Source organism: Streptomyces sp. NPDC001852 (genome assembly GCF_042891825.1).
GTDB lineage: Bacteria > Actinomycetota > Actinomycetes > Streptomycetales > Streptomycetaceae > Streptomyces.
The window spans coordinates 46,697-70,059 of the sequence record NZ_JBIATN010000003.1; the positions used below are offsets into that span (position 1 = coordinate 46,697).

Annotated in this window: 22 protein-coding genes, 1 tRNA gene, 1 pseudogene and 1 riboswitch; of the genes and pseudogenes, 9 read left to right on the forward strand and 15 right to left on the reverse strand. The window is 70.6% G+C overall.

Going from position 1 to position 23,363, the window contains the following annotated elements; translation table 11 throughout:
• Positions 1-126: 126 nt before the first annotated feature.
• Positions 127-1,344: an acetyl-CoA C-acetyltransferase gene (locus ACFYZB_RS05540; RefSeq protein WP_351205903.1), complete on the forward strand. Its 1,218-nt coding sequence runs from the start codon at positions 127-129 to the stop codon at positions 1,342-1,344.
• Between the two features lie 283 nt (positions 1,345-1,627).
• Positions 1,628-2,410, forward strand: coding sequence for a hypothetical protein (locus tag ACFYZB_RS05545; RefSeq protein WP_351205905.1), 783 nt, complete (start codon positions 1,628-1,630; stop codon positions 2,408-2,410).
• 15 nt (positions 2,411-2,425) lie between these two features.
• Here the strand turns inward: ACFYZB_RS05545 and ACFYZB_RS05550 are convergent, their stop codons facing one another.
• Entirely contained in the window at positions 2,426-2,707 is a 282-nt protein-coding gene (locus tag ACFYZB_RS05550; protein WP_351206394.1) for a hypothetical protein, read from the reverse strand.
• Between the two features lie 129 nt (positions 2,708-2,836).
• Here ACFYZB_RS05550 and ACFYZB_RS05555 point away from each other — a divergent pair, with 129 nt between their 5' ends.
• Positions 2,837-3,067 carry a DUF4287 domain-containing protein gene (locus tag ACFYZB_RS05555; protein ID WP_020940491.1) on the forward strand — a complete coding sequence of 77 codons (231 nt, stop codon included), beginning with the start codon at positions 2,837-2,839 and terminating at the stop codon, positions 3,065-3,067.
• A 57-nt stretch (positions 3,068-3,124) separates the two neighbouring features.
• On the opposite strand, the gene ACFYZB_RS05560 is transcribed toward ACFYZB_RS05555, so the two are convergent.
• The 6 genes from ACFYZB_RS05560 to ACFYZB_RS05585 form a co-directional block, all read right to left on the reverse strand.
• A complete protein-coding gene (locus ACFYZB_RS05560; protein WP_351205908.1) occupies positions 3,125-3,985 on the reverse strand; it encodes a Bax inhibitor-1/YccA family protein in 861 nt (286 codons plus the stop codon).
• Positions 3,986-4,171: 186 nt separating this feature from the next.
• On the reverse strand, positions 4,172-5,347 hold the full coding sequence (locus ACFYZB_RS05565) for a 4-hydroxybenzoate 3-monooxygenase (RefSeq protein WP_388754687.1): 1,176 nt from the start codon (positions 5,345-5,347) through the stop codon (positions 4,172-4,174).
• A gap of 145 nt (positions 5,348-5,492) precedes the next feature.
• Positions 5,493-6,167, reverse strand: coding sequence for a hypothetical protein (locus ACFYZB_RS05570; RefSeq protein WP_388754689.1), 675 nt, complete (start codon positions 6,165-6,167; stop codon positions 5,493-5,495).
• Between the two features lie 235 nt (positions 6,168-6,402).
• The gene (locus ACFYZB_RS05575) at positions 6,403-8,325 is read right to left on the reverse strand and encodes a hypothetical protein (protein ID WP_388754691.1); all 1,923 of its coding nucleotides are present in this window, start codon (positions 8,323-8,325) and stop codon (positions 6,403-6,405) included.
• A 210-nt stretch (positions 8,326-8,535) separates the two neighbouring features.
• A complete protein-coding gene (locus ACFYZB_RS05580) occupies positions 8,536-8,754 on the reverse strand; it encodes a hypothetical protein (protein ID WP_351205916.1) in 219 nt (72 codons plus the stop codon).
• A gap of 43 nt (positions 8,755-8,797) precedes the next feature.
• A complete protein-coding gene (locus ACFYZB_RS05585) occupies positions 8,798-9,013 on the reverse strand; it encodes a hypothetical protein (RefSeq protein ID WP_388754694.1) in 216 nt (71 codons plus the stop codon).
• Between the two features lie 232 nt (positions 9,014-9,245).
• Between ACFYZB_RS05585 and ACFYZB_RS05590 the strand changes: the two genes are divergently transcribed.
• Both ACFYZB_RS05590 and ACFYZB_RS05595 read left to right on the forward strand, forming a co-directional pair.
• Entirely contained in the window at positions 9,246-9,653 is a 408-nt protein-coding gene (locus ACFYZB_RS05590) for a helix-turn-helix transcriptional regulator (RefSeq protein ID WP_351205920.1), read from the forward strand.
• Between the two features lie 142 nt (positions 9,654-9,795).
• A complete protein-coding gene (locus ACFYZB_RS05595) occupies positions 9,796-10,047 on the forward strand; it encodes a hypothetical protein (RefSeq protein WP_388754697.1) in 252 nt (83 codons plus the stop codon).
• 35 nt (positions 10,048-10,082) lie between these two features.
• On the opposite strand, the gene ACFYZB_RS05600 is transcribed toward ACFYZB_RS05595, so the two are convergent.
• Positions 10,083-10,169, reverse strand: a tRNA-Leu gene (locus ACFYZB_RS05600).
• A gap of 424 nt (positions 10,170-10,593) precedes the next feature.
• Here ACFYZB_RS05600 and ACFYZB_RS05605 point away from each other — a divergent pair.
• Both ACFYZB_RS05605 and ACFYZB_RS05610 read left to right on the forward strand, forming a co-directional pair.
• Positions 10,594-11,364 (forward strand): ABC transporter ATP-binding protein, encoded by a 771-nt coding sequence (locus tag ACFYZB_RS05605; protein ID WP_351205924.1) that lies wholly within the window; start codon positions 10,594-10,596, stop codon positions 11,362-11,364.
• Positions 11,364-13,892, forward strand: coding sequence for an ABC transporter permease (locus tag ACFYZB_RS05610; protein ID WP_388754702.1), 2,529 nt, complete (start codon positions 11,364-11,366; stop codon positions 13,890-13,892). Before ACFYZB_RS05605 ends, ACFYZB_RS05610 begins: the two co-directional genes overlap by 1 nt.
• 54 nt (positions 13,893-13,946) lie before the next feature.
• Here the strand turns inward: ACFYZB_RS05610 and ACFYZB_RS05615 are convergent, their stop codons facing one another.
• On the reverse strand, positions 13,947-15,239 hold the full coding sequence (locus tag ACFYZB_RS05615; RefSeq protein ID WP_388754703.1) for a class I SAM-dependent methyltransferase: 1,293 nt from the start codon (positions 15,237-15,239) through the stop codon (positions 13,947-13,949).
• 254 nt (positions 15,240-15,493) lie between these two features.
• Here ACFYZB_RS05615 and ACFYZB_RS05620 point away from each other — a divergent pair, with 254 nt between their 5' ends.
• Positions 15,494-16,090, forward strand: a complete 597-nt coding sequence (locus ACFYZB_RS05620) for a hypothetical protein (RefSeq protein ID WP_388754706.1) — start codon at positions 15,494-15,496, stop codon at positions 16,088-16,090.
• Positions 16,091-16,173: 83 nt separating this feature from the next.
• On the opposite strand, the gene ACFYZB_RS05625 is transcribed toward ACFYZB_RS05620, so the two are convergent.
• Entirely contained in the window at positions 16,174-17,553 is a 1,380-nt protein-coding gene (locus tag ACFYZB_RS05625) for an NAD(P)/FAD-dependent oxidoreductase (RefSeq protein ID WP_351205932.1), read from the reverse strand.
• Between the two features lie 559 nt (positions 17,554-18,112).
• On the opposite strand from ACFYZB_RS05625, the gene ACFYZB_RS05630 reads away from it, so the two are divergent.
• Positions 18,113-18,385: a hypothetical protein gene (locus ACFYZB_RS05630; RefSeq protein WP_351205934.1), complete on the forward strand. Its 273-nt coding sequence runs from the start codon at positions 18,113-18,115 to the stop codon at positions 18,383-18,385.
• A gap of 67 nt (positions 18,386-18,452) precedes the next feature.
• Here the strand turns inward: ACFYZB_RS05630 and ACFYZB_RS05635 are convergent, their stop codons facing one another.
• The 5 genes and pseudogenes from ACFYZB_RS05635 to ACFYZB_RS05655 all read right to left on the reverse strand — a co-directional run bounded on the left by ACFYZB_RS05635 (position 18,453) and on the right by ACFYZB_RS05655 (position 23,019).
• Complete coding sequence (locus ACFYZB_RS05635; protein ID WP_388755629.1) at positions 18,453-19,448, reverse strand: exopolyphosphatase; 996 nt, start codon at positions 19,446-19,448, stop codon at positions 18,453-18,455.
• A 204-nt stretch (positions 19,449-19,652) separates the two neighbouring features.
• Positions 19,653-20,150, reverse strand: a pseudogene (locus ACFYZB_RS05640) (DUF501 domain-containing protein); the annotation flags it as partial.
• Positions 20,107-20,586 (reverse strand): septum formation initiator family protein, encoded by a 480-nt coding sequence (locus ACFYZB_RS05645; protein ID WP_388754709.1) that lies wholly within the window; start codon positions 20,584-20,586, stop codon positions 20,107-20,109. The gene ACFYZB_RS05645 and the pseudogene ACFYZB_RS05640, both read right to left, overlap by 44 nt.
• Before the next feature lie 105 nt (positions 20,587-20,691).
• Positions 20,692-21,978: a phosphopyruvate hydratase gene (gene eno, locus ACFYZB_RS05650; RefSeq protein ID WP_351205938.1), complete on the reverse strand. Its 1,287-nt coding sequence runs from the start codon at positions 21,976-21,978 to the stop codon at positions 20,692-20,694.
• A 354-nt stretch (positions 21,979-22,332) separates the two neighbouring features.
• The gene (locus ACFYZB_RS05655; RefSeq protein WP_388754712.1) at positions 22,333-23,019 is read right to left on the reverse strand and encodes a transglycosylase family protein; all 687 of its coding nucleotides are present in this window, start codon (positions 23,017-23,019) and stop codon (positions 22,333-22,335) included.
• A 4-nt stretch (positions 23,020-23,023) separates the two neighbouring features.
• A riboswitch (cyclic di-AMP (ydaO/yuaA leader) is annotated at positions 23,024-23,196 on the reverse strand.
• Between the last annotated feature and the right edge of the window lie 167 nt (positions 23,197-23,363).

A 23,363-nucleotide genomic window follows, 5' to 3' on the forward strand; every position in this document is an offset into this window, starting at 1 on the left:
GCCAAGCAAGCGCTTAGTAAATTGCGGTCAGTGTCACACACCAATACCGGTGACCTGGACCATACGTAGCGGTAACTTCCCAACCGGCCCTGCCCGAAAAGCAACCCCCGTTCAGATGGAGCCGTGATGCCCGAAGCCGTCATCGTCTCGACCGCCCGCTCCCCCATCGGCCGCGCCGTCAAGGGCTCCCTGAAGGACCTGCGCCCCGACGACCTGACCGCCACGATCATCCAGGCCGCGCTGGCCAAGGTCCCCGAGCTGGACCCCAAGGACATCGACGACCTGATGCTCGGCTGCGGTCTCCCCGGCGGCCAGCAGGGCCACAACCTCGGCCGGATCGTCGCCGTACAGATGGGCATGGACCACCTGCCGGGCTGCACCATCACCCGGTACTGCTCCTCCTCCCTGCAGACCTCCCGCATGGCCCTGCACGCCATCAAGGCCGGTGAGGGCGACGTCTTCATCTCGGCCGGTGTCGAGATGGTCTCCAGCTACGCCCACGGCAGCTCCGACATGCCGGGCACCTACAACCCGCTGTTCGCCGAGGCGCAGGCCCGCACCGAGGCCGTCGCCCAGCAGGAGGGCACGACCTGGCACGACCCGCGCGAGGACGGCCTGCTGCCCGACCCGTACATCGCGATGGGCCAGACCGCCGAGAACCTGGCCCGCGCCAAGGGCATCACCCGCCAGGAGATGGACGAGTTCGGCGTCCGCTCGCAGAATCTCGCCGAGCAGGCCATCAAGAACGGCTTCTGGGAGCGCGAGATCACCCCGGTGACGCTCCCGGACGGCACGGTCGTCAGCAAGGACGACGGCCCGCGCCCCGGCGTCACCCTGGAGGGCGTCGCGGGCCTGAAGCCGGTCTTCCGCCCGGACGGACTCGTCACCGCCGGCAACTGCTGCCCGCTCAACGACGGTGCCGCCGCCGTCGTCATCATGAGCGACACCAAGGCCCGCGAGCTGGGCCTGACCCCGCTCGCCCGGATCGTGTCCACCGGCGTCTCCGGCCTCTCCCCCGAGATCATGGGCCTCGGGCCCGTCGAGGCGAGCAAGCAGGCGCTGCAGCGCGCCGGTCTCACCATCGGCGACATCGACCTGGTCGAGATCAACGAGGCGTTCGCCGCCCAGGTGATCCCCTCCTACCAGGACCTCGGCATCGACATCGACAGGCTGAACGTCAACGGCGGCGCCATCGCCGTCGGGCACCCCTTCGGCATGACCGGCGCCCGTATCACCGGCACCCTCATCAACTCCCTGCAGTGGCACGACAAGCAGTTCGGCCTGGAGACGATGTGCGTCGGCGGCGGCCAGGGCATGGCGATGGTCATCGAGCGCCTCAGCTGATCCACCGTCCGTAGCGGCACAGGCACATCACGTCGGGAAAGGGCCCGGAACCGGGGAAACTCCAAGGTTCTGGGCCTTTTCGTGATCCAATTTCTCCCAGGATGTGACCTATCTCGCTCCCCGGACGCATCGGTGCAGGTCAGCGCAGGTCAGCGCGGTGCACGGCGAGACCACGAACCCAAAGTCCTGTCCGTTTCGTGACGTTACGCACTGACAGCTGGATAGTCCGCCCTTCAAGCTGATGTAGGAAGTCGGGGGTCGACTTTGAACCGGGAGTACGTCAGTGAGCGCCATGCCGATCGCTCTGCTGCTCACCACGGCAGCCACCGGCGCCGTGGGCGTCGCCGTCCTGCGCACCGTTCTGAAGCTGCGCCGCCAGCTGGCGGAGCTGCAGACCCAGCTCGCCGAGAACCAGTCGGCCGCCATGCGTGCGCTGCTGCCGCACGCCCGCACCGGCACGGACGCCGACCAGATACGCGCCGCCGTGGCCGAGGCGCTCGCCGAGGAGAGGGAGCGCGAGCTGGCGGAGGCGCGCGCCTTCTGGGCCGCACAGGAGGCCCGTGACGCCTCCGACGCGCCGACCCTGCTGGGCCTGCCCGAAACCGAGCTGTTCCTGCCCCGGCAGACCGACTTCGCCGGCCTGGAGCCGGTGTCCGAGCCGACCGCCGACACCGACGAGTTCGCCGGGGAGTCCCCGGAACTGGCCGCGGCCCGCCGCCGTCACCCCTCGCACCCCGACTTCGTCCCGGTGCAGTCGCCGGCGGTGAACGACCACGAGCGCACCGTGACCACGCTGGAGCAGCTGTCCGCCGAACGCGTCGAGCTCTCCGACGTCCGCCCGGGCCCGCTCGGTACCCTCGACGTCTACGTCTTCGCCGACGGCACCACCCTGTGCATGACCCCGGGCCACCGCGAGACCGCCGAGCGTCTGGCGACGGCGGTGGAGGCGGGCGAGGCGCCCTACCTCCTGGGCGGCTCCGGCATCTCCGGCGCCTACACCCTGACCTTCGCCTGCGGCGAGGACACGGTCTACATCCTGGCGGACAGGGTCATAGCGTCGCTCTGAGAGACCCAGCCGGCCTCAGACCCCCGCCCTCTGACGCGCCTCCTCGACCACCCGCACCGCTTCGGCGACCTGCTCGTCACTCTCCAGCACCACCGCCAAGTCATGCGCGGCCACGAGGATCTGGTCAGCCGCGGCGAACATCCCCGCATCCGGCATCTCCCGGGGCTCGCTCCCCGGCTCCTCGACAGCCTGCGCCCGCCGGGCCAACTCCCTGGCCAGCGCCAGTGCCTCCGCGGCAGCGCCCCGTTGGAGCCGGCTCTGCGGCGCCGCGCGCAACCGGTCGGCGAAGTGATCCACTGCTCGGTTCAAGGGCGTCGTATCAACCACGCGCCGAGCGTAACGTGCCGCACTGTTGCCAATACGCGAACGCTCAGGCACGGTGACGTGAAGGACCGGCTTACATCCCCTTTGCGTTCGGAGGCGCCGATGTCCCAGCTCTTCTCGGAGGAGACCCACCGCAATCTGCTCGCCCGCATCCCCCACTGCACCGGTCGCGAAGTTTCCGACTGGCTGCGCACCGTTGAAGAAGGCCCCGCCCTGTTCCGCTTCGAGGAGAAGGTCAGCTGGCTCCGGCACGAGTACGACCTCGCGTACGGCCACGCGAAGGCGATCGTCCACGAGTACGACCTGAGGAGGGCAGCGCGCAAGCTGCTCTGAAGACGGCGGAGGGCCCCGGGTCGGAACCCGGGGCTCTCCGCATGACCGGCGCGGGCGCTAGTCGTTGTTGGTGAAGATCGCCACCAGCCGCAGCATCTCCAGGTAGATCCACACCAGATGCACGGTGAGACCGAACGCGGCGTGCCAGGACTCGTTGCGCGGGGCGCCGTAGGCGATGCCGTCCTCGATCTCCTTGAAGTCGAGGGTCAGGAAGAACGCGCCGAGCAGGATCGCGACGATGCCGACGAGCGCGCCCAGCGGACCGAAGCTGCGCAGCCCGCCGTTCTGGGCGACACCGAGGACGACCAGCAGCAGGTTGACCGCCATGACCACCATGAAGGCCATGGCGATGGCGATGCCGACACGGGCGTAGCGAGCGGTGACGCGGATCCAGCCGGCCTTGTAGACGAGCAGGGTCGCACCCGCGACCGCCATGGTGCCGAGCACCGCCTGGAAAGGCGCGCCCTGCCAGCGGCTGTTGTACATCTCGCTGACGACGCCGAGGAAGACGCCCTCGAAGGCGGCGTACCCGAGGATCAGCGCGGGCGACGGGGTGCGCTTGAAGCTCTGGACCATCGCCAGGACGAACGCGACCAGCCCGGCGCCGAAGGCGAGGCCGAAGCTGGTCGCCGTGACCGGCAGCAACGCCCAGGCGAGGACGGCGCCGACGGCGACGGTGCCGAGCGTGATGGCCGAGCGGACGACGACGTCGTCCATGGTCATCCGGTCGGTGGTGGCGGGGGCCTGGGGCGGCGCGCCGTACTGCAGGCCCTGTTGGGCGTACGGGTTCTGGGCGTAGGGGTTCTGCGCGTACGGGTTGCCCTGTGCGTACCCGGCCTGCGGTGCGGTGTTGAAGCCTGCGTAGCCGTTGTCGCGGCTGAACCCCCGTCGCGAGAAGACCGGGTTACTGCTCCTCATTTCACTCCTCCATGGCTGCCGTGCGCAGCCTTGGCTCAAAGCGTAATGGATTGGCAAAGGATCGACATGATACTTGAGGAGGATCTTTCCCCTGCCGTGCTGCCCAACACGCTACGCGTACCGGTGATTCCCGGCCATGGGTGATCGCGTTCCATGACGAACCTGCTACCACACCGAGACGTGCCGCTAACCCAGCGGGAACCCGGTGTACGCCTCGGCCAGGTCGGTCCCGGCCGCGCGGGAGGAGGCGATCCGCGCCAGCCGGGCCTGCTGCAGGCGGGCGTCGAAGGGCGTGGCGTCCGGGGCCGGATGGAGCATCGTCGTCATGTCGTAGGAGAACCGTTCGGCCTGCCAGACGCGGCGCAGGCAGGTCGCGGAGTAGGCGTCGAGGAGTTCCGCGGAGCCGGTCTCCTTCTCGTGCGCGAGGGCGCGGGCGAGGGTGACGACGTCCCCGACGGCGAGGTTCAGCCCTTTGGCTCCGGTCGGCGGCACGATGTGGGCGGCGTCACCGGCGAGGAAGAGCCGGCCGTGGCGCATCGGCTCGTGGACGAAGGAGCGCATCGGAGTGACCGACTTCTGGGTGATGGGGCCGCGTTCCAGCCGCCAGCCGTCCTCGGTCTCGAAGCGGTGTTCCAGCTCCGACCAGATCTCGTCGTCGGTCCACTGCTCGGCGTCGGTGCCGGCGGGCACCTGGAGGTAGAGACGGGAGACGGACGGGGAGCGCATCGAGAGGAGGGCGAAGCCGCGTTCGTGGCGGGCGTAGACGAGTTCGTCGTGGGAGGGCGCGACGTCGGCGAGGATGCCGAGCCAGGCGTAGGGGTACGTCCGCTCGAACACGCGGGACAGGGCGGCGGGGAAGGCCTTGCGGGACACGCCCCAGAAACCGTCGCAGCCGACGACGTACTCGCACTCCAGCACGTCCTCGCGCTCGTGGTGCCGGAACCGGATGCGCGGCCGGTCGCCGTCCGCGCCGTCCACCGCCAGCGCCTCCGCCCCGAACAGCAGCGGTCCGCCCTCCTTCAGCTGAAGGGCGATCAGGTCCTTGCAGACCTCGGTCTGGGCGTACACCATCACCGACCGGCCGCCGGTCAGGCCGGGGAAGTCGACGCGGTGGCGGCGCCGGTCGAAGCGCAGCTCGATGCCGTCGTGGCGCAGGCCCTCGGCGTCCATCCGCTCCCCGGCGCCGGCCGCGCGCAGCACGTCGACCGTGCCCTGCTCCAGGATCCCGGCGCGCTGCCGATGTTCGACGTAGGCGCGGTCGCGGCTCTCCAGGACGACCGAGTCGATGCCGGCGCGGTGCAGCAGCCGCGCGAGCAGCAGTCCGGCCGGTCCGGCTCCGATGATCCCGACGGTGGTGCGCATCGGTTCGTCCCTTCGGGTCGACTCCACGCGTGTGCGTGTTCGCTCAGTGAAATTTCCTTCACTGAGCTCGCGCCGAGTCTGCGCCGGGGAGAATCCGATGTCAATGGTGGGGCGCGGCGTGGCCGGCCACGCCGCGCCCCCGCGGTCAGTGGCCCGGCCAGCCGTCCAGGTGCCGGTGCAGGGTGACGGTGGGCTGAGCGTCCGCCTTCGGCGCGTGGGCGACCGCGTCCCGCAGGACCGCGCTCACCTCGCCGGCCAGGCCGTCGACCCGCGTCTTCAGCTCGGCGGCGGGCAGCGTGGAGCGGGTCAGCGCGTCCAGGCGGCGGTGGATGTCGGCGAGCCGCTGCCGGGCGCCGGCGTCGAGGGTGAGCGGCCCCGGCGTGGAGACGACGAACTGGTAGGCACCGGCGAGGGTCTGGCAGCCGGTGCACTCCTTGTTGACCGCGTCGCTGAGGTTCACGGCGTTCAGGTGCGTGTGTTCGCCCGCGATGGTGACGATCTGGAAGGACAGCGCGACCGACCGGCAGTGGTCGTCGGCCGAGCAGCCGGCGGAGACGGCGTTGGCCTGGTTGCGCACACCTGCGGCGTTGACGGTGCCGAACTGACGGATGGTGAAGGAGTCCCGGGCCTCGGTGTGATGGGCCCGGTCGGTGTGGCTGAAGACGTGGTCGGAGGCGAAGGCCGCGTGCGCCGCGCCGGTGGCCGCCTGGGCCGGTACGGCGGCGGCCGCACCGGCGACTCCGGCCGCGAACAGTCCCACGCTCAGGGCGCGGCGGGCGAGGGGATGGGCGCTGGAGCGTGCCTTGCGATGGCTGCTCATGAGATCTCCTGTGGATACATGACGGTGCGTGTCAGGTCGACGCCGGGGCGGGTGGGCCGCCGGACGGCGCGGGCGTGGGGCTCTGGGTCGGCGACGCCGGAACGCTCTCCGACGGGGTCGGCGAGGTCGGCGGCCCCGGATCCGGACTGGTGGGCGGCGGCGGACTCGTGGCGGAACCGGAACCAGAGGACCGCGGCCGGTGGGACCGCGAGCCGGCCGACGCCGACGGTGCGTGTCAGGTCGACGCCGGGGCGGGTGAGCCGCCGGACGGCGCGGGCGTGGGGCTCAGGGTCGGCGAAGCGGGAACGCTCTCCGACGGGGTCGGCGAGGTCGGCGGCCCCGGATCCGGACTGGTGGGCGGCGGCAGACTCGTAGCGGAACCGGAACCGGAGGACTGCGGCTGGTGAGAGCGCGAGCCGGTCGCCGTGCCCGGGGCCGGGTCCGACGTCGAGGGCTTCGGCGCGGAGGCGGTCGCGGTCCCCGAGGCGTCCGGTGACGGCCCGTCCCCCGGCGTCGGCGCGGAGGTTCCCGGCACCGCGGACGGCGACAGGGAGGCCGCGCCCCTTCTGCCGTGCCCGCCGTGTCCGCCGTGGTCCGGGGTCGAGGCGTCCCGCGGCGAGGGCTCCTCGGTCGGCACCCCGGGCTGCAGGATCGGTGCGATCGGGGGCTTCTTCGGCAGCGGCTTCGGGGTCACCCCGGACACCCAGGCGTAGGACAGCCCGGTCAGTCCGGCGAGGACGAGCACGCACAGGGCGAGGCGCAGCCGGGGGCGGCCGGCGGTGGAGCGGTTCGCGGCCCGCAGGAGCCGGCCGCCGATCTTCACGGAGAGATAGACGACACCGGCCATCGGGCAGAGCAGCATCACGCTGCCGATCACCCCGACGAGCCCGGCGGCGATCTGCCCGTGCGCGAACGCGCCGCCCGTGCCGAGGAGTTGCTCGGTCAGCGAGCGGACCATCGTGCTGAGGATCCTGGGCAGGTTCCACAGCGCGTAGCCCATCTCGCCGGCGATCAGCGGCACCATGGTCAGCACCCAGGAGGCCACGACGGTGCGCGCGGACTTCTTCAGCCCGGCGACCTCCGCCCGCGCCGTCCGCCCCTTCGCGCCCGGCACGAGCGAGAGCAGGATCGGCTTGATCCTGCCGTACAGATCCGGCACCCCGGCGAGGTCGCCGAGGATGTAGTAGCCGTCCAGGCGGACGGCCGGCATCAGCTGTTCCAGGATCTCGAAGTGCCCGAGATAGACGGCGGCAAGGAAGAACTGTGCCCCGGTGGCGAAGTAGGCCCCGGCCATGGCCAGCATGAAGACGACGTTGAAGTACACCCCGCCCAGGTCCGTGCGCAGCCGGCCGGCCCGGGAGATCCGGTAGACGTCGGTGACGTCGGTGTACATCGACGGCCAGATGAGGAAGAGCCCGCAGCCGATGCAGCCGGGCCGGGCGCCGCCGTACCGGCAGGCGGAGGCGTGGCCGAACTCGTGGAAGACGAGGGAGGCCACGGTGAGGCCGAAGACGATGAGGATCAGCACCGGCTGGTCCAGGACCTCCAGCACCGGTTCGATCGCGCCGAAGAAGCCGAACAGCCAGACGTCCAGGGCAACGGCCGAGAGCAGCACGGCGGCGACCACGGCCGGGCGGTGCAGCCAGGCCAGGGCCCGCGCGATCCTGCCGGTACGGCGCTCGTCGAAGATGACCCGGTGGCCCTTGAGGGCGAGCAGCAGGTCGGAGCGCGGGGCGTCGACCTCGTCGTCCTCCTGCCCCTCGGGCACGCACACGCCGAGCGGTTCGAGCTTGTTCTCGACCAGGTAGCGGATGTTGTCGCCGCTGACCTCGCGGCCGTAGCGGGCGCTGACCCGGTGGGCGATCGTGTCGACGTCGCGCATGCCGTCGACGGACGACGCCACCAGGTACAGCAGCCTGGACAGCTGGACGACCTGCCCGTCCCCCCGACGGGCGATGTACTTCGGTTCGGTGAAGCCCGAGCCCTGGTACTCGCCGTGCAGCCGCAGCCCCGCGCTGAGCCGCGGTACCGGACCGGCCGGCGTTCCGACGGCCGGCAGGCTGCCGGTCGTCACCTGCTCGTACGTCACCGGCCAGCCCCCGGGCCCGGGCACCGGGCCGGTGTCGTAGAGCGCGGGCCCGTCCCCGAGCACCGTCATATGTGGTCTCCCCCCACGTACTGCCGTTTCCCCCCGGCAAGACCGAGGGGGCGGACCGCCCCGCACGCCCGTACTTTCCTTGCCCTCCGGGGCGCTCAGTGCCGGTGTCGAGAGCCCGATCGTGCTCAGCGCTGCGCGCCTCCGCGCGTTCGAGCTCTCGACACCGGCGCGCCCCTTTGGGCGTGCGGCCCGCCCCCCGCAGCCGTCGTGCTACTGCTTGACGGTGATCGTCTGCTGGGCCGAGGACTCGGCGTCCGACCACGCGGAGTGGTCGTTCACGGCGGCCGACTCGTTGTGGGCGTTGATGTTCGCGACGTGCTTGGTGACGTTGACGGTCTTGCCGAAGCTGAACTTCAGCCGGCCCAGGGCCTCACGGCCCGGCAGCAGCTCCGCGGACTCGCCGTCCAGCTCGCGCATGTCCATGCTCATGGTGGTGGTTCCTTTCGTGGTTCGGTCGGGTGGAGCGCGAGGGTTACTGGCTGACGCTGATGCTCTGGCAGGCGCCGGAGTCGGCCACCGACCACGCGGAGTGGTCGTTCAGGGCGGCCGACTCGTTGTGGGCGTCGATGTTCGCGACGTGCTTGGTGACGTTGACCGTCTTGCCGAAGCTGAACTTCAGCCGGCCCAGGGCCTCACGGCCCGGCAGCAGCTCCGCGGACTCGGCGTCGAGCTCATGGGCGTTCAACATGATCGATTCCCCCTCGGGAAACAGGCGGTTCCGGTCGGAGAGAGTCAGGTTCCCCCCGGACCCTGTCCAACTTGGTCGGACGAGCTGTCCAACGAGATTGGACACTAGGGCCTCGCGGCACCCGTGCGCAACCCGTTCCGTGAATCACCCTTTCGGCGGCCCGGTCAACCGACCGTAGAATCGGCGCCGACAGGGACGGTCCGGTCGAGCGGCGAGCAGGAAGTGGACTTCGGTGGCCAACGCACTGCAGCAGTTGATCCGTGAACGTCTCGACCGCAAGGGCTGGTCCTACGGCGACGTGGCGCGGCGCGGCGGTGTGCCCCGCTCCACCGTCCACCACCTGGCCACCACCGACCGGGTCGTCCGCATGCCCCAGTCCACCACCCTGGAAGGCCTGGCCAAGGGCCTCGAGCTGCCGCTCGACACCGTGCGCCGCGCCGCCGCCGAGGCCTGCGGCATCCACGTCTACGGGACCCCGGCCGACCAGGACGCCGACGGTACGGCCGCCCGGACCACCGACCCCGAGGTGGACCTGCTCATCGCCAGCGTGCAGCAGCTGTCGGCCGAGGACCGCCGGCATGTCGCCGCCCTGGTCGAGTCCCTGCTGGGCCGCTCCGCACAGCCGGCACCGGAGCAGTGAGCCGGCGGTCCGCTCGCGGACCCCGCCGGAAAAATCATGCAACTACGCCCGAATGGGCCTTCATCCCCCGCTAGTCTCTCGTCCTGCCCGAGGAGCGAGAGCCGTACGACCACCCGGGCTCTTTGGGGGGAACGTGTTGTTCGTGCATGGCGGGCCGACCACCGCGGTGGTCCGCGGCCCCGCCGGTGAATCGGTCGTCCTGCTCTCCGGCGAGCTGCCCCAGGTGCTCACCGAGGACGCGATGACCGAGCTGCTGGACCTGGCCGCCGCGATCCTGGACGCGGACGAGCTGGGGCTGTTCCACACCTGCCTGCGCACCCTGCGCACGGACGGCCTCCGGGCGGGCCGCCGCATCGAGGTGGACGGAGCGGTACTGACGGTGTACGAGGGGTGAGGAGCCGCGAGATCCGCCCCGGGAAAGGGGCGCGGTGGTGCCCGGAGCCGGACTTGAACCGGCACGCCCGCGAAGGGGCAGCGAGGTTTAAGCTCGCCGTGTCTGCATTCCACCATCCGGGCAGGCCATGGGGCTCCGCTACGAGGTTCGAGCCTATCGGGACGCATCCCCCGAACAGCGGAAGGGCGGACCGATGTTGTCTTATTTTATTGACGTCTGAGGGTGCATCAGCCCGCGGTACGGGCCATCCGCACTTGCCAACAGCGTGGCGGGACGTGGGTACGCCCGTACGTGGAATGACGGAATTTCACCGTCCGAACGAGGGTGTTCCACCCGTTCTCGACAACGTTCGACCGAGGTTCGACGACGATCACGCGGTGCCGCCCTCAGGGTCCTCCGTCCTCCCCAGGTATGACACGGCACCTTTCCGTCCGACCGGAGTCGCCCTCCGGAACCGGAACAGCGACTGACTCCACGCGCTCTCGGCGCCGGGACGATGGAACGGTCCCCATGGAACCCACGTCGTCCTGACAGGAGCACCGTCCCGTGACCACCACACCCACCGCCGGCCGGACCACCGCCGTGGCCGCACGCGCCACGGAGCTGTCGAAGATCTACGGGCAGGGTGAGACCCGGGTGGTCGCCCTGGACCAGGTCTCCGTCGACTTCCGGCAGGCCGAGTTCACCGCGATCATGGGCCCGTCCGGTTCCGGCAAGTCCACGCTGATGCACTGCGTGGCCGGCCTCGACACCTTCTCCTCCGGCTCCGTGCGGATCGGCGAGACCGAGCTGGGCTCCCTGAAGGACAAGCAGCTCACCAAGCTCCGCCGGGACAAGATCGGCTTCATCTTCCAGGCGTTCAACCTGCTGCCGACGCTGACCGCCCTGGAGAACATCACCCTGCCGATGGACATCGCCGGACGGAAGCCGGACAAGGCCTGGCTGGACCAGGTGATCGCGATGGTCGGCCTGTCCGGGCGGCTCAGCCACCGGCCCGCGCAGCTCTCCGGCGGCCAGCAGCAGCGCGTGGCCGTCGCCCGCGCCCTGGCCTCCAAGCCCGAGATCATCTTCGGTGACGAGCCGACCGGAAACCTCGACTCCCGCTCCGGCGCCGAGGTCCTGGGCTTCCTGCGCAACTCCGTGCGCGAACTGGGCCAGACCGTCGTCATGGTGACGCACGACCCGGTGGCGGCGGCGTACGCGGACCGCGTGGTCTTCCTGGCCGACGGCCGGATCGTCGACGAGATGTACGGCCCCACCGCCGACTCCGTCCTCGACCTCATGAAGCAGTTCGACGCGAAGGGCCGTACCTCCTGATGTTCCGCACCGCCCTGCGCAACGTCCTCGCGCACAAGGCCCGGCTGCTGATGACCGTGCTCGCCGTGATGCTCGGCGTGGCCTTCGTCGCCGGGACGCTCGTCTTCACCAACACCATCTCCGACGCCTACCAGAAGAGCTCAGCCAAGGGCTTCGACCAGGTCGACGTCGCCGTACAGCCCAAGTACCAGGAGTCCCGGGGCGACAAGGTCGGCAAGCTGTCCGACCTCACGCAGGCCACGCTGGACAAGGCCGCGAAGGTCCCCGGCGCCGCCTCCGCGACCGGTGTCGTCAGCGGCTTCACCGCCGTCGCCGACCAGCACGGCAAACTGGCCGGCGGCGACTGGCAGTCCAACGGCGGCAACTACTGGGGCACCAAGGACGCCCGGTACCCGCTGGTCAGCGGCCACGCCCCGCACGGCGCGGGCGAGGTGCTGCTCGACTCCAAGACCGCCGAGCGCGCCGGCTACCAGGTCGGCGACACCGTGCGCCTGTCGGTGAACGGCCCGGTCCTCACCCCGACCCTCACCGGCATCTTCACCACCGACGACGGCAACGTCTCCGCCGGCGGCAGCCTCGCCCTGTTCGACACGCCGACCGCGCAGAAGCTGTTCGGCAAGCAGGGCACCTACGACGAGATCGACGTCAAGGCCGCGGCCGGCACCAGCCAGACCGCGCTGAAGGCCGAGCTGGACAAGGCCCTGCCGTCCCACCTGGTGGAGACCACCACCGGCAAGACGCTCGCCGACGGCCAGGCCAAGCAGATCGCCGACTCGATGAGCGGCCTGAAGCAGGCGCTGCTGGTGTTCGCCGGTATCGCGCTGTTCGTCGGCACGTTCATCATCGCCAACACCTTCACCATGCTGGTCGCCCAGCGCACCCGCGAACTGGCCCTGCTGCGCGCGGTCGGCGCCTCCCGCCGCCAGGTGACCCGCTCGGTGCTGATCGAGGCGTTCGCGGTCGGCGCGGTCGCCGGTGTGGCGGGGCTCGCCGCCGGCGTCGGCATCGGCGCGGGCCTGCGCTCGCTGCTGGGCTCCTTCGGTGCGAGCGTGCCCGACGGGCCGCTGGTGATCAGCCCCGGCACCGTGGTGGCCGCCCTCGCGGTCGGCGTCCTCGTCACCATGCTGGCCGCCTGGCTGCCCGGCCGCCGGGCCGCGAAGATCCCGCCGGTGGCGGCGATGAGCAGCGTGCACGCCAAGGCCACCACCAAGTCGCTGGTGCTCCGCAACACGCTCGGCGCGCTGTTCGCGGCGGCCGGTGTCGCGGTGGTCCTCGCGGCCACCTCGATGGACGCCGACTCCGCGCAGGGCCCGATGGGCATCGGCGCGGTCCTGCTGATCATCGGCGTGTTCATCCTGACCCCGCTGCTGTCCCGCCCGCTGATCGCGGCCGCCGCCCCGCTGCTGCGCGCCTTCGGTGTCTCGGGCAAGCTGGCCCGCCAGAACTCGGTGCGCAACCCGCGCCGCACGGCGGCCACCGCATCCGCGCTGATGATCGGCCTCACCCTGATCACCGGCATGACGGTGACGGCGGGCAGCCTGCAGACCGCCATCGACAAGATGGCCTCCTCGGCGATCCGCGCGGACTACGTCGTCTCGATGGCCAACCGCTCCCCGCTCTCCCCGGACGTGGCGACCAGGCTGGCCGCCGCCGACGGCGTCACCGCCAGCAGCCCGCTGCGCAACGCCGAGTCCCGCATCGACGGCAAGACGGAGTTCCTGACCGGGGTCGACGGTTCGTCCATCGGGAAGCTGACGGACCTGAAGGTGGACAACGGCACCTTCGCGGTGAGCGGCACGCAGGTCGTCGTCGACAAGGACCGGGCCAAGGAGTACGGCTGGACGCCCGGCTCGCACTTCACCGCGCACTTCGAGGACGGCAAGGCCAAGACTCTCACGGTCGCCGGTGTCTACGAGGGCAACGACATGATCAACGGGATCATGCTCGACGACAAGGTCCTCACCCCGCACCTGAAGGACCCGGCCGACATGCAGGTCATGGTCAAGACCGCGAACGGCGCCTCCGACGCGACGAAGGCCGAGCTGACGAAGGTCCTCGGCACCAACCCGGCGATCAAGATCCAGGACAAGCAGGACATCTCCAACGGCATCGCGCAGATCTTCACCACGATGCTGAACATGCTCTACGGCCTGCTCGGCATGGCGGTGATCGTCGCGGTCCTCGGCGTCATCAACACCCTGGCCATGTCCGTCTTCGAACGCGCCCAGGAGATCGGCATGCTCCGCGCGATCGGCCTGGACCGCAAGGCGGTCAAGCGGATGGTCCGCCTGGAGTCCCTGGTGATCTCCCTGTTCGGCGGGGTCCTCGGCATCGGCCTCGGCGTGTTCTTCGGCTGGGCGGCCGGTCAGCTGCTGGGCACCAAGATGCCGACGTACGAACTGGTCCTGCCCTGGGGCCGGATGGCGGTCTTCCTGCTGCTGGCGGGCATGGTCGGCGTCCTCGCCGCGCTGTGGCCGGCCCGGCGCGCGGCCAGGCTGAACATGCTGGCGGCGATCAAGGCCGAGTAGCCGTGCGACGGTCAGGGCCCGCGTTCCGGTCGCGGAACGGGGGCCCTTGCCGTGTCAGCCGTGCCAGGTGCGTGGGCGCAGCGACAGCCCGGACGCGCCCGACTCGGGGGTGCGGACCGCCAGGACCTGGTTGACGCCGATCCGGTTGCGTTCGAAGGCGAGGGCCGAGGCGGCCATGTACAGCCGCCAGACGCGGGCCCGGCCGGGGCTGGTGAGGCGGACGGCGCGGCCCCACTCCCCCTCCAGGTTGACGACCCACCGGCGCAGGGTGCGGGCGTAGTGCTCGCGGATGGACTCCACGTCCCGCACCTCGAACCCGGCACGCTCCAGCTGGGTCACGGTGGTGCCGATGGGAGCGAGTTCGCCGTCCGGGAAGACGTAGGCGTCGATGAACTCGTCCACGGCGTACGCCGACTCGTCGTGCTGCGGGCGGCGGGCGATCTGGTGGTTGAGCAGCCGCCCGCCGGGCCCCAGCAGGCCGTACAGCCGGCGGGCGTACTCCAGATAGCGATCGGCGCCGACGTGCTCCGCCATGCCGATGGAGGAGATGGCGTCGAAGGGCCCGTCCGTCACGTCCCGGTAGTCCTGGACCCTGATCTCCACCCGGTCGGTCAGCCCCTCGTCGGCGACGCGCTTGCGGGCGTACGCCGCCTGCTCCTGCGACAGGGTGATCCCCACGACGCTCACGCCGTGCTCCCGGGCCGCGTGGATGGCCATCGAGCCCCATCCGCAGCCGACGTCCAGCAGCCGCTGACCGGGCGTCAGGCCCAGTTTGGCGCAGACGAGTTCGAGCTTGTCCCGCTGGGCCCCCTCCAGGTTTCCGGCCTCCTCCCAGTAGGCGCAGGAGTACACCATGGACGGGCCGAGGACGAGCTCGTAGAAGTCGTTGCCGACGTCGTAGTGGTGGCTGATCGCCCGCCTGTCGGTGCGCCGGGTGTGCAGGTGCCGGCGCGGTCTGCGGACCTCCTCCCGCGGCGGGGCGGGCGGGAGCGGCGGCCCGGCGAGCTTCAGCAGCTCGCGGACGGCGGTCCGTACGGCGGGGTCGCGCAGGGCCTGGAGGGGACCGGGGGCGTCCTCGGCGCGCTCCCAGACGAGGCCCGCCAGTGCCTCGAGCGCGGCGTACAGATCGCCCTCGATGTCCAGGTCCCCGGAGACCCAGGCGCGGACGAGGCCCAGCTCGCCCGGTTTGAACAGCATGCGGCGCAGGGCGCGGCGGTTGTGAAGGACCAGCGCGGGTGCGTCCGGCGGCCCGGCCTGCGATCCGTCCCAGGCCCGTACCCGCACCGGGAGCGGGGCTCCCAGCACCTGCTCGGCAAGACTCCTCAGCCGCGACGCGGCGTCGGCCATGGCGCACACCTCCAAGACGAGATCCCGGATGCCGGTAACCACGTAAACACCGTCGGTCGTCCCGCGCAGTCCCGCAAAGGAGTTACAACTGGGCAAAACAGCTGTTCCGGCCATGCGGACGGCGTAGCGGCGGAGTGTGCGCGAGAGCCCGCCACCGGTCAAGTCACGACTTGCAGGGGCATGACGGGCATCCGGGGCCGGGCCGTAATGGATGACGTACCGAGATCCCCTCTCCTCATCGGATGTGCATCACCATGACTCGTCTCTCCACGTCCCGGCGTCTCGCCCTGCTCGCCGCCTCGACGGCGGTGCTCACCGGAGGCGCGCTGGCGCACGGCTCCGCGTTCGCCGCCGCGCAGTGGAACAAGATCACCGACGCTCCGAGCGGCATCAGCGTCCAGCTCCCCGGAAAGCCCCAGGTGCACAAGACCACCGACAACGGGGTCAACTGCCGTGACTACGTGGCGACCACCGGCTACGGGGCCATGGGATTCTCGGTCTTCGACGAGCCCGGTTCCGATCCGGCCAAACCGTGGGACCTCAAGGGAGGCCTCAAGGGCGCGGTGGACGGCTACAACAGCGCCGATCCCAGCACCGCACTGCGCAGCACCGACGTCCACGACGGCACCGAGCACGGCGACCACTATCTGGAGGCGAAGCTCGTCGGCGCCCACGGCAGGACGGGGCACATCCGCCTTGTCGACCACGGCAGGCAGGCGATCATGGTCATGAACGTCGGCACCGGCGACCAGCGGCGCACCGTCGACCGGGACTACCGGCAGGTGCTCCACAGCATCCACGCCCCGGACCACGGCACCCCACAGCGCGGGGCACCCGCCGTGGCCACCTGAGCGGTGGCGCCGGAACACGCCGAAGGGGCCGCCCGCACCACGGATGGCAGGCGGCCCCTTCGGGCGTGTTCGGCTGACCGGGGTCAGGAGGCCTTGGCCTTCTCCTCGGTCTTGGCGGCGGCGACCGGCGCCGGCTTCGCGGCCTCGTAGAACTCCTCGCGCGGGTTCTCCATGGCGCCCAGGGAGACGACCTCGCGCTTGAGGAACATGCCGAGCGTCCAGTCGGCGAAGACGCGGATCTTGCGGTTCCAGGTCGGCATCGCCATGCCGTGGTAGCCACGGTGCATGTACCAGGCGAGGCGGCCCTTGAGCTTGATCTTCATCTTGCCCATGACGATCATCGCCACGCCCTTGTGCAGGCCGAGACCGGCGACCGCACCCTTGTTGGCGTGCTCGTAGTCCTTCTGCGGGAAGCCCCGCATGCCGGAGACCACGTTGTCGCCGAGGACACGGGCCTGGCGCAGCGCGTGCTGGGCGTTGGGCGGGCACCAGGCGTTCTCGTTGCCCGCCTTGCGGCCGACGAGGTCCGGGACCTGTGCGTTGTCACCGGCGGCCCAGATGTAGTCCGTGCCCTTGACCTGGAGGGTCGGCTCGCAGTCGACGTGGCCGCGCGGGCCGAGCGGCAGACCGAAGCGGGCCAGGGCCGGGTTCGGCTTGACGCCGGCGGTCCACACGATCGTGTTGGAGTCGACCTCGAGGCCGTTCTTCAGCACGACGTGGCCGTCGACGCAGGAGTCCATGGAGGTGGAGAGGTAGATCTCCACGCCGCGGCCCTCGAGGTGCTCCTTGCCGTACTGGCCGAGCTTCGGGCCGACCTCCGGCAGGATCTTGTCGGCGGCGTCGACGAGGATGAAGCGCATGTCCTCACGGGACACGTTCTTGTAGTACTTGGCCGCGTCCCGGGCCATGTCCTCGACCTCGCCGATGGTCTCCGCGCCCGCGAAGCCACCGCCGATGAAGACGAAGGTGAGCGCCTTGCGGCGGATCTCCTCGTCGGTCGTGGAGTCGGCCTTGTCCAGCTGCTCGAGGACGTGGTTGCGCAGGCCGATGGACTCCTCGATGCCCTTCATGCCGATGCCCTGCTCGGCGAGGCCGGGGATCGGGAAGGTGCGGGAGACCGCGCCCATCGCGATGACGAGGTAGTCGAAGGGCAGCTCGTACGCCTCGCCCACCAGCGGGGCGATCGTGGCGACCTTGCGGTCCTGGTCGATGGTGGTGACCCGGCCGGTGAGGACCTCCGCCTTCGGCAGCACGCGCCGCAGCGGGACGACGACGTGGCGAGGGGAGATGTTGCCGGCGGCGGCTTCGGGGAGGAAGGGCTGGTAGGTCATGTACGACCGGGGGTCGACGACCGTGACGGTCGCCTCTCCGTAGCGCATCTTCTTGAGAATGCGCCGAGCTGCGTACAGGCCTACGTACCCACCGCCTACTACGAGGATCCTGGGACGCTCCGTGGTGCTCATGCCATCGAGTATCCACCCGCTACTGGGGGGCTGCTCGTGCGCCCCTTCACAAGGTTCGACAGGGCCTGTGCTACACTCCGCGGCCCGCGTGACACAGATCATGACGGGCGAGGGGAACCGCAGTACCCCCACAGCCGTTGTGAATGCCGCGTGAGCTGCCTCTCTCGGTGGCGGGCGAGGAGGTGAGCCGCCCGAAACACCCCCGTCGGCACGCGATCCGAAGGCGGCGCACGACCCCCATCTGAACATGTTCAAAGGGCTCTTCACCCCCTGAAAGGGCCAACCGGGGGACTTCCGTACGCCGACCGGCCCGAAATCCTTGTGAAGAACTTCACGAAGTTTTCCGACGCCGTGTCATCGAAGGGCCCCGGGGAGCCCGGCAGGCCACCCGGAAGCCGCTCAAACGTTATCCGACCTGCTCAGCAGTTGGCTACCCGTGGGTAACAAAAGAGACCCGGGCAACAGGGCTTCACCCGGCCGGACCGCTGCACGGACCGCTGTTCACCCGGTCAGCCACACACCGCGCGATATCGGACAGAGCGCCCCATAGCGTGCCTGCATGAGCACTTCACAGACGGCCTCCAAGAAGGCCATCTCGCGAATAGGCATGGTCAGCGCGGTCCTGGGCATCGCCCTCGCGGCGGGGACGGCGACAGCCGCCTCCGCCGTGGCGGCGACCCCCGCCACTCACCTCACCGCCAAGGCGGCCCCGGCCGGCGGCGGCCACGGCGAGGACGGCCGCGGCCACGACGAGCACGGGAAGGGCGGCGGCCACGACGAGGACGACGAGGACGGGGGGTGCAACGGCCTCATCGTCCTGCTCTGCAACTGACGACCGGCCCGCTCGGGCCGGGGCGACGGCCCCGGTTCCTCCTCAGGGGGACCGGGGCCACTCCACGTCATCGCGGGCCGGCGGCCCCCTGGCCCGATGCCGCCGCCCCGGCCGCACCGAAGGCGATGCCGTCGAGGATGTCGTGCTCGCTCACCACGACCTCCTCGGCACCGATCCGTTCCATGATCGCGAGCAGCACGAGGGAGCCCGCGCCGATCACGTCGACCCGGCCCGGGTGCATGGACGGGATCGCGGCGCGCTCGGCGTGCGTGGAGCGCAGCAGCCACTCGGTGATCTCACGGACCCGGTCGCGGGAGACGCGGGAGTGGTGGATGCGCGCGGAGTCGTACTCGGGCAGTTCCTGCGCGATGGCCGAGACGGTGGTGACGGACCCGGCGAGGCCCACCAGGGTGTGCGCCTCGCGCAGCGGCACCGTCTCCTCGGCGAGGTCCAGGGCCGCCTCGATGTCGGCCCGCATGGCGGCGATCTGCTGCTCGGTGGGCGGGTCGGAGACCTTGCCGCCGTGCACCAGGTGACGTTCCGTCATCCGTACGCAGCCCACGTCCACGGACCGCGCCGCCCGCACCCGGTCGTCGCCGACGACGAACTCGGTGGAGCCGCCGCCGATGTCCACCACCAGGTAGGGCCTGGTCAGGTCGTCCCGGCCGGTCAGCTCCTTGGTGGCGCCGGTGAAGGAGAACTCGGCCTCCTGCTCGCCGCTGATCACCTCCGGCTCGACGCCGAGGATGTCCAGCACCCCGCGCACGAAGTCGTCCCGGTTCTCGGCGTCGCGGGAGGCGGAGGTGGCGACGAACCGCACCCTGGCTGCGCCGAGTTCACGGATCACCCCGGCGTACTCCCGGCATGCGGCGAAGGTCCGCTCCAGCGCCTCGGGCGCCAGCCGGCCGGTGCGGTCCACGTCCTGGCCGAGCCGCACGATCGTCATGCGGCGGTCCAGCTCCAGCAGCTCACCGGTGGCGGGGTTCACGTCGGCGACGAGCAGCCGGATGGAGTTCGTGCCGCAGTCGACGGCGGCGACCCGGGAGAAGCCCTCCGGGACCATGGGCTTCTCGGCGAAGAAGCCGCTGCGGACCTCGGCGGGGTCGAAGACCGCGCCCTCCTCACCGGGGTGCTCGTCCGCCGGGTCGGGCGCCTCGAGGGGCTGCACGCACGGCCCCTTGCGCCACCACTCGGGCAGCATCGCGATCGCCTCGTCGCCGAGCGGGTTCACCCCGGGTCCGGCGGCCAGCGAGTGCGCGACCAGGACGTGCAGGCACTTCACGCGGTCCGGCATGCCACCCGCGCTGGGGAAGCCCTTCAGGACCTCGATGGCGTCCCGGCGCGCGATGTAGTCCTCGTGCGCGGCACGGTAGGCCGCGGCCAGCTCGGGGTCGCTCTGCAGGCGTTCGGTCATCTCCTTCATGACGCCGTTCGCCTCCAGCGTGCCGATCGCCGAGGCGGCGCGCGGGCACGTCAGGTAGTACGTCGTCGGGAAGGGCGTGCCGTCGGGCAGCCGGGGTGCCGTCTCCACGACGTCCGGCTGACCGCACGGGCAGCGGTGCGCGATGGCCCGCAGGCCCCGCGGCGGGCGGCCCAGCTGCTGCTTGAAGGCCTCGACGTCCGCGTCGGTGGGCTCGGTGCGCGGGGTGGGCGGCGGGGGCGTTTCCATGACTGCTTTCGGATTGGCTTTCTGTCGGTCACTGCGTCGATGACTGCATCGACTACTGGTCGGAGGCGTCGGACTTGTCCAGGCCGTCCCAGACATTGGCGTACCAGGGCCGCCGGGCGGCCTTGAGGTCGGATCGGGACTGCCGGGCCGTGCCGCCGGGGTCGACGACCACGTACCCGGTCTCGCCGGGCATCACGTAGTGCAGCCGGCGCCGGATCTGCTGCTCGGCGTAGGAGTCGTCCTGCCAGCGCGCCTTGAGGTCGCGCAGCTGCTCCACCCGCTCGCGGGCCTGCTCCCGCTGCCGCTGGAGGTCGGAGATCTGCGCGCGCTGGGAGACGTACTGCCGCATCGGGTAGGCGAGCGCGACGATCATCGAGCACAGCACCAGGGCGAGCAGCGCCGCGCGGCCGGTGAGCCGGGAGCGTCGGGCCTGCCGCCTGCTCTGGGAGCGGTAGACCCGGGCCGCCGTCTGCTCGCCGAGCAGCCGCAGCCTGGTCGCGGTGGAGAAACGGTCCCGGTCCTTCACAGCCATCTGGCTCTCCGCCTCCCCTTTCACACGCGCGTACGTCCCCGCACACGGTACGGGACCGGGTACAGGGACGTACGTACGACTGGCTAAGACTTACTCCAGGTTGGGTCAGCCCTTGAAGCGGGGGAACGCGCTGCGGCCCGCGTACACCGCGGCGTCGTCGAGGATCTCCTCGATGCGCAGCAGCTGGTTGTACTTGGCGACACGCTCGGAGCGGGCCGGGGCGCCGGTCTTGATCTGGCCGCAGTTGGTGGCGACGGCCAGGTCGGCGATGGTGACGTCCTCGGTCTCGCCGGAGCGGTGGGACATCATGCACTTGAAGCCGTTGCGCTGGGCCAGCTCGACGGCGTCCAGGGTCTCGGTCAGCGAGCCGATCTGGTTGACCTTGACCAGCAGGGCGTTGGCGGTGCCCTCCTCGATGCCGCGGGCGAGGCGCTCGGGGTTGGTGACGAACAGGTCGTCGCCGACCAGCTGGACCTTGTCGCCGAGCTTGTCGGTGATGACCTTCCAGCCGGCCCAGTCGTCCTCGAACAGCGGGTCCTCGATGGAGACGAGCGGGTAGGCCGCCACGAGCTCCTCGTAGTACTCCGTCATCTCGGCGGCGGAGCGCTCCTTGCCCTCGAAGAGGTACTTGCCGTCCTTGTAGAACTCGGAGGCGGCCACGTCGAGCGCGAGGGCGATCTGCTCGCCGGGGGCGTAGCCGGCCTCCTTGACGGCCTCGAGGATGAGGTCGAGGGCCTCGCGGTTGGAGCCGAGGTTCGGGGCGAAGCCGCCCTCGTCGCCGAGGCCGGTGGCCAGGCCCTTGCTCTTCAGGACCTTCTTCAGGGTGTGGTAGACCTCGGCGCCCCAGCGCAGGGCCTCGGAGAAGGACTCCGCGCCGATCGGGGCGATCATGAACTCCTGGATGTCCACGTTGGAGTCCGCGTGCGAGCCGCCGTTGAGGATGTTCATCATCGGCACCGGCAGCAGGTGCGCGTTCGGGCCGCCCAGGTAGCGGAAGAGGGGGAGGTCGGACGCCTCGGAGGCGGCGTGGGCGACGGCGAGGGAGACGCCGAGGATGGCGTTGGCGCCGAGGGAGCCCTTGTTGTCGGTGGCGTCCAGGTCGAACATGGCCTGGTCGATCAGGCGCTGCTCGGTGGCGTCGTAGCCGACCAGCTCCGGGCCGATCTGCTCGATGACGGCGAGGACGGCCTTCTCGACACCCTTGCCCAGGTAACGGTTGGGGTCACCGTCGCGCAGCTCGATGGCCTCGAAGGCGCCGGTGGAGGCGCCGGACGGGACGGCGGCACGACCCGTGCTGCCGTCGTCGAGGCCGACCTCGACCTCGACCGTGGGGTTGCCTCGGGAGTCCAGGATTTCCCGGGCTACGACGACGTCGATGGACGGCACGAGCATCTCCTTCTTGGATGTGACGCTGGAAGTACGGGGCTGTGTGCCTTACGGCTGTGCCTTGCGCCTAGAGCCTAACCGTCCCGGGGGCGCCGGCCACCGACCGACCGTCCCGTGGACGGGGAGGGACACGCAGACGGTACCCATTGTTCACCAGCGGAACAAAGGGTGGGTGTACGAGGCACGAAGAAAAGGGGGCGGAGGCCCTCGGGAAAGGGGCAGAAAAAGACCCCGCCCCGGCGCGTACGGGGGAACACGCGCCGGGGCGGGGAGCCCGTGGGGACGGGGGTGGCCCTCACGAGGCCTTCAGTGTGCGGGCCGGGGATGTGAGGGCACTGTGGGTCCGTTCGGAGCCGGGTGTCACTTCAGGTGCAGCTGCTGGCCCGGGTAGATGAGGTTCGCGTCCTGGACGATGTCCTTGTTCAGCTGGAACAGCTTCTGCCAGCCGCCGGCCACGTGGTGCTTCTCGGCGATGGCGCTGAGGGTGTCGCCCGTGACGACCTTGTACTCGCCGTCGCCCTTCTTGACCTTCTTGCCGGTCGGGGTGGTGACGGTCTTGCTCGCCTTCGGGGCCGTGCGCGTGGTGGAGCGGGTGGCGGCCTGCTGGTCGGTGGAGCGGGTGCTCGTGCTCGGCGCGGACTTCGTCGAGGCGGTCGGGGCCGAGCCGCTGTAGGCGGCGGAGGACAGGCCCGTGCCGCAGACCGGCCAGGCGCCCTTGCCCTGACCCGCGAGGACCTTCTCGGCGACGGCTATCTGCTGCGCCTTGGTGGCGAGGTCGGCACGCGCGGCGTAGGCGGTGCCGCCGTACGCGGCCCAGGTGGAGTTGGTGAACTGCAGACCGCCGTAGAAGCCGTTGCCGGTGTTGATGGACCAGTTGCCGCCCGACTCGCACTGGGCGACCGCGTCCCACTCGGAGGCGGTGGCGGCGGAGGCGTTGCCGGCCGCCATCAGCGGGGCGGCGACGGCGGCGCCGGTGACACCGGCGAGCGTGATGGCGCGGACGGCCTTGGACGGACGACGGTGCTTGCCCTTGCCGGAAAACAGCATGGATCGATCCCCTCACCGACGCCTGCGAGGTGAGCTGTCGGGTTCGGGCCGGTTGAGTTGCCCGGCCGCACGCTCGCTCTCGCGAGGCGCGGCTTCACCCCTAGCCGGTCCAGCGTCAACCGCTGGGCCCGGCGCCTACCTTGGGTCCCCCGCTCCTGCCTACGGCGCTTGACGCGACGACTGTTCCCGGGCAACCCGCTGGCAGGATTCGGCGTTGCGAGTCCCGGGGCTCGTGGTGACGAGCGGTCCTGACCGTAGACATGCGATCGACGGAATTTCAAAGACGATCAGGGCTTCTGAGACTCATCCCACACTTTCGCCAAACCGGACATCAGCCGCGAAGT

Bases quoted from the DNA above. Each gene is read 5' to 3' on its own strand.
- ACFYZB_RS05580 (WP_351205916.1), bottom strand. From the start codon at position 8,754: ATGAGCATGGACATGCGCGAGCTGGACGGCGAGTCCGCGGAGCTGCTG.
- ACFYZB_RS05630 (WP_351205934.1), top strand. From the start codon at position 18,113: ATGAGCACTTCACAGACGGCCTCCAAGAAGGCCATCTCGCGAATAGGC.
- ACFYZB_RS05570 (WP_388754689.1), bottom strand. From the start codon at position 6,167: ATGAGCAGCCATCGCAAGGCACGCTCCAGCGCCCATCCCCTCGCCCGC.
- ACFYZB_RS05560 (WP_351205908.1), bottom strand. From the start codon at position 3,985: ATGAGGAGCAGTAACCCGGTCTTCTCGCGACGGGGGTTCAGCCGCGAC.
- eno (WP_351205938.1), bottom strand. From the start codon at position 21,978: ATGCTCGTGCCGTCCATCGACGTCGTCGTAGCCCGGGAAATCCTGGAC.
- ACFYZB_RS05565 (WP_388754687.1), bottom strand. From the start codon at position 5,347: ATGCGCACCACCGTCGGGATCATCGGAGCCGGACCGGCCGGACTGCTG.
- ACFYZB_RS05655 (WP_388754712.1), bottom strand. From the start codon at position 23,019: ATGCTGTTTTCCGGCAAGGGCAAGCACCGTCGTCCGTCCAAGGCCGTC.
- ACFYZB_RS05645 (WP_388754709.1), bottom strand. From the start codon at position 20,586: ATGGCTGTGAAGGACCGGGACCGTTTCTCCACCGCGACCAGGCTGCGG.
- ACFYZB_RS05620 (WP_388754706.1), top strand. From the start codon at position 15,494: ATGACTCGTCTCTCCACGTCCCGGCGTCTCGCCCTGCTCGCCGCCTCG.
- ACFYZB_RS05625 (WP_351205932.1), bottom strand. From the start codon at position 17,553: ATGAGCACCACGGAGCGTCCCAGGATCCTCGTAGTAGGCGGTGGGTAC.
- ACFYZB_RS05615 (WP_388754703.1), bottom strand. From the start codon at position 15,239: ATGGCCGACGCCGCGTCGCGGCTGAGGAGTCTTGCCGAGCAGGTGCTG.
- ACFYZB_RS05635 (WP_388755629.1), bottom strand. From the start codon at position 19,448: ATGGTCCCGGAGGGCTTCTCCCGGGTCGCCGCCGTCGACTGCGGCACG.
- ACFYZB_RS05555 (WP_020940491.1), top strand. From the start codon at position 2,837: ATGTCCCAGCTCTTCTCGGAGGAGACCCACCGCAATCTGCTCGCCCGC.
- ACFYZB_RS05540 (WP_351205903.1), top strand. From the start codon at position 127: ATGCCCGAAGCCGTCATCGTCTCGACCGCCCGCTCCCCCATCGGCCGC.
- ACFYZB_RS05585 (WP_388754694.1), bottom strand. From the start codon at position 9,013: ATGTTGAACGCCCATGAGCTCGACGCCGAGTCCGCGGAGCTGCTGCCG.
- ACFYZB_RS05575 (WP_388754691.1), bottom strand. From the start codon at position 8,325: ATGACGGTGCTCGGGGACGGGCCCGCGCTCTACGACACCGGCCCGGTG.
- ACFYZB_RS05610 (WP_388754702.1), top strand. From the start codon at position 11,364: ATGTTCCGCACCGCCCTGCGCAACGTCCTCGCGCACAAGGCCCGGCTG.